Origin of the sequence: Micromonospora sp. ATA51 (genome assembly GCF_016802855.1) — a bacterium.
In the GTDB taxonomy this organism is placed as follows: Bacteria; Actinomycetota; Actinomycetes; order Mycobacteriales; family Micromonosporaceae; genus Micromonospora; species Micromonospora sicca.
In genome coordinates, this window is sequence record NZ_JAEVHJ010000526.1 from 1 (window position 1) to 2,767 (window position 2,767).

Here is a 2,767-nt window from a genome sequence, read left to right on the forward strand (position 1 = left end):
GCGATCGCGGCCGCCGCCGCACGGTGCTGACTGATCGCGCCGCCGCCGCACGGTGCTGGCTGATCGCGGCTGCCGCCGCGAAGCCGAACGCGCCGCCGGCCACGGCCGGCAGGATGGTGACGCTGTCGCCGTCGTTGAGCTTGGCGTCGAGCGCGCCGAGGAAGCGGACGTCCTCGTCGTTGACGTAGACGTTGACGAACCGGTGCAGCGCGCCGGCGTCGGTGACCAGCCGGGCCTTCAGGCCGGCGTGCCGGGAGTCCAGGTCGGTGAGCAGGTCGCCCAGGGTGTCCCCGGCGCCCTCGACGACCTTCGCGCCGCCGGTGTAGCTGCGCAGGATGGTGGGGATGCGAACCTCGATGGCCATGATGTCGTGCTCCTTGATCGGGTGTGCCGCGGTGACGGGAAGGAAGGAATGGGCCGGCGCTGAGAGGTCAGCGGCCGGAACACTCGTAGTCGACCGTCGCCGGGCTCTGCCCGAACATGTAGGACTGGACGGCGTGCGGGTCCACGACGGCATCCACGATCCGGACCGGCTCCTCGGTCACCACGCCGTCGACGATCCGGAAGGAGCGGATCTCCTCGGTGTCGGGCTCGCGGGTCGAGACGAGCAGGTAATGCGCCCCCGGCTCACCGGCGAAGGAGACGTCCGTGCGGGACGGGTAGGCCTCGGTCGCGGTGTGCGAGTGGTAGATGACGACCGGCTCCTCGTCGCGGTCGTCCATCTCCCGCCACACCCGCAGCTGCTCCATCGAGTCGAACTCGTAGAACGTCATGGACCGGGCGGAATTCTCCATCGGGATGTGCCGGGTCGGGGTGTCGCTGCCGACGGGACCGGCGACCACGCCGCACGCCTCGTCCGGGTGGTCGCGGCGCGCGTGGGCGACGATCGCGTCGACGATCGACCGGTCGATGCTCAGCACGCCGACCAGCCTAACGCCTGCCGCTCACACCCGGCGAGGTGGCGGCCGTCACGACTCAGTCGATCAGGGCGTTGAGCAGGGATTCCTGCAAGTAGCCCAGATACGCGTAGACCGACAGCTGGAACACCCGGGAGGAGGTGGGGTCCTCGGCGACCGCGTCGTCGAGCTCCTCGCCCAGGTCCGTGCCGTCCTTGATCTCCAGGCGGACGCCCATCGCCAGCCGGGCGTCGTTGAGCGCGCGCAGCCACGCCTCGGCCGCCTCGGCGTCCAGGCGCACCTCGCCGCCGGCCTCACCGGAGGAGTCGGGCAGGGCGGCGAGGATGGCGCCGGCCTGGTCGATCTTGGCGGTCTTCAGGTCGCCCTCGGTGTACCGGCGGAACTCGGCCGTGCTCGCCGAGTCGTCGGGATAGACCTCGGGGAAGAGCCGGCCCACCACCGGGTCGCTGTGGTCGAAGCCGTCGGTGAGCAGGCCGACCACCTCGGAGGCGACCTTCCGCAGCACCCGGACCTCGTCCAGGGCCAGGTCGGCGACGTACCGGTCGCCCTGACGACGGAACATGCTCACGACCGGTCCACCGTTGCCCACAGCCCGTACGCGTGCAGCTGCGACGCGTCGTGCTCCATCCGTTCCCGAGCGCCGCTGGACACGACGGCCCGGCCCTTGTGGTGCACGTCCAGCATGAGCTGCTCGGCCTTCTCCCGGCTGTACCCGAAGAGCTTCTGGAAGACCCAGGTCACGTACGTCATCAGATTGACCGGGTCGTCCCACACGATCGTCACCCATGGCCGGTCGGAGACCGGCACCTCGTCGGTGTCCGGCGTCTCGACCGGTGCAACCTGTGGAGCCGCCATGCCCCCCATCGTGCCACCGGATTCGGGGAAGCGATGAACCGGAACGCCGCGCCGGCCCGGATCACCCTCCCGGGCGGGCGGAGACGGGTCGGCGCAGCCGACCTCAGGCGAGCAGGATGCCGTGGTCGACAGCATCGGTGAGCACCGCGCCCAACGAGAGACGGATCACCTCGAAGCGACGGGACACCTCGCTGGAGAGCTCAAGCTCCACCTCGCGCAGCGCCCGCTGCGCCCAGGATCGCGCACCGTTCGGGTCGTCGTTGCCGGGCCCGCGCCAGTGCTGCCAGCAGCCCCCGGACAGGGCCACCCCCACCGGCGGCAGGACCTCGACGCGTTCCGCACCGGGAAAGCCGGCCAGCGCGTCGATGGCGCCCGCACCGCTCAACCCCGCCACCCCGGCGGTGCTGGTGACCAGGAGGACCCGGTCCAACTCCCGACCGGCCGGGTGGTCGGCGAGGCCCCAGCGCACGGCATTGGCGATCCGGCGACGCACCCCCGCGGCGAGGGGCGCGCCGAAGACCCGAGCCGCCGCCTCGTCGAGGATGGCCCGGGCGGCCTGGTCGCACTGGGCAGTGGCGAGCAGCGACAGGGCCTCCATCTCCCGGTCGAGCAGCTGCGGCAGGCCGGCGGGGCCGACCCCGAAGACGATCTCCTGCACCACCCGGAGGTGGATGTTGGCCAACTCCAGGGCCAGGTGCTGGCGGATCCGCTGGGCACAGGAGCGGATTTGCCGGTCCAGCCGGTCGCCGACGTCACCCGGGTCCAGGCCGGGCACCACGCTCACCCGGCCGTGCTCGCCCGGCAGCACGGGCGGCTGCGCGCTGGCCCGGCGCAGCCCCTCGTCGGCGGCCCAGCCGACCAGCGCCCGGCGCAGCGCCGCGTGGTCGGCCTGGCCGACCCTTGCCGTTCTCGGCCTTCAGGTGCGGACGGAAGTGGAAGTCGAGCAGCGTGGTCACCTGCGGGTCGACGACCAGCGAGACGCTGCCGCCGTGCCC

General features: G+C 72.1%; 5 protein-coding genes and 1 pseudogene. All 6 read right to left on the minus strand.

Going from position 1 to position 2,767, the window contains the following annotated elements; all coding sequences use genetic code 11:
* Positions 1-364: MoaD family protein (locus JNW87_RS37150; RefSeq protein WP_238455330.1), on the minus strand; the 364-nt coding region annotated here is incomplete at its 3' end.
* A gap of 67 nt (positions 365-431) precedes the next feature.
* A complete protein-coding gene (locus JNW87_RS37155; protein WP_109802092.1) occupies positions 432-920 on the minus strand; it encodes a Mov34/MPN/PAD-1 family protein in 489 nt (162 codons plus the stop codon).
* Between the two features lie 55 nt (positions 921-975).
* Entirely contained in the window at positions 976-1,479 is a 504-nt protein-coding gene (locus JNW87_RS37160) for a DUF2017 domain-containing protein (RefSeq protein ID WP_201749666.1), read from the minus strand.
* A 2-nt stretch (positions 1,480-1,481) separates the two neighbouring features.
* Positions 1,482-1,772, minus strand: a complete 291-nt coding sequence (gene clpS / locus JNW87_RS37165; protein WP_089010866.1) for an ATP-dependent Clp protease adapter ClpS — start codon at positions 1,770-1,772, stop codon at positions 1,482-1,484.
* Positions 1,773-1,875: 103 nt separating this feature from the next.
* Entirely contained in the window at positions 1,876-2,556 is a 681-nt protein-coding gene (locus tag JNW87_RS37170) for a hypothetical protein (protein ID WP_238455331.1), read from the minus strand.
* Between the two features lie 76 nt (positions 2,557-2,632).
* Positions 2,633-2,767, minus strand: a pseudogene (locus tag JNW87_RS41885) (hypothetical protein); the annotation flags it as partial.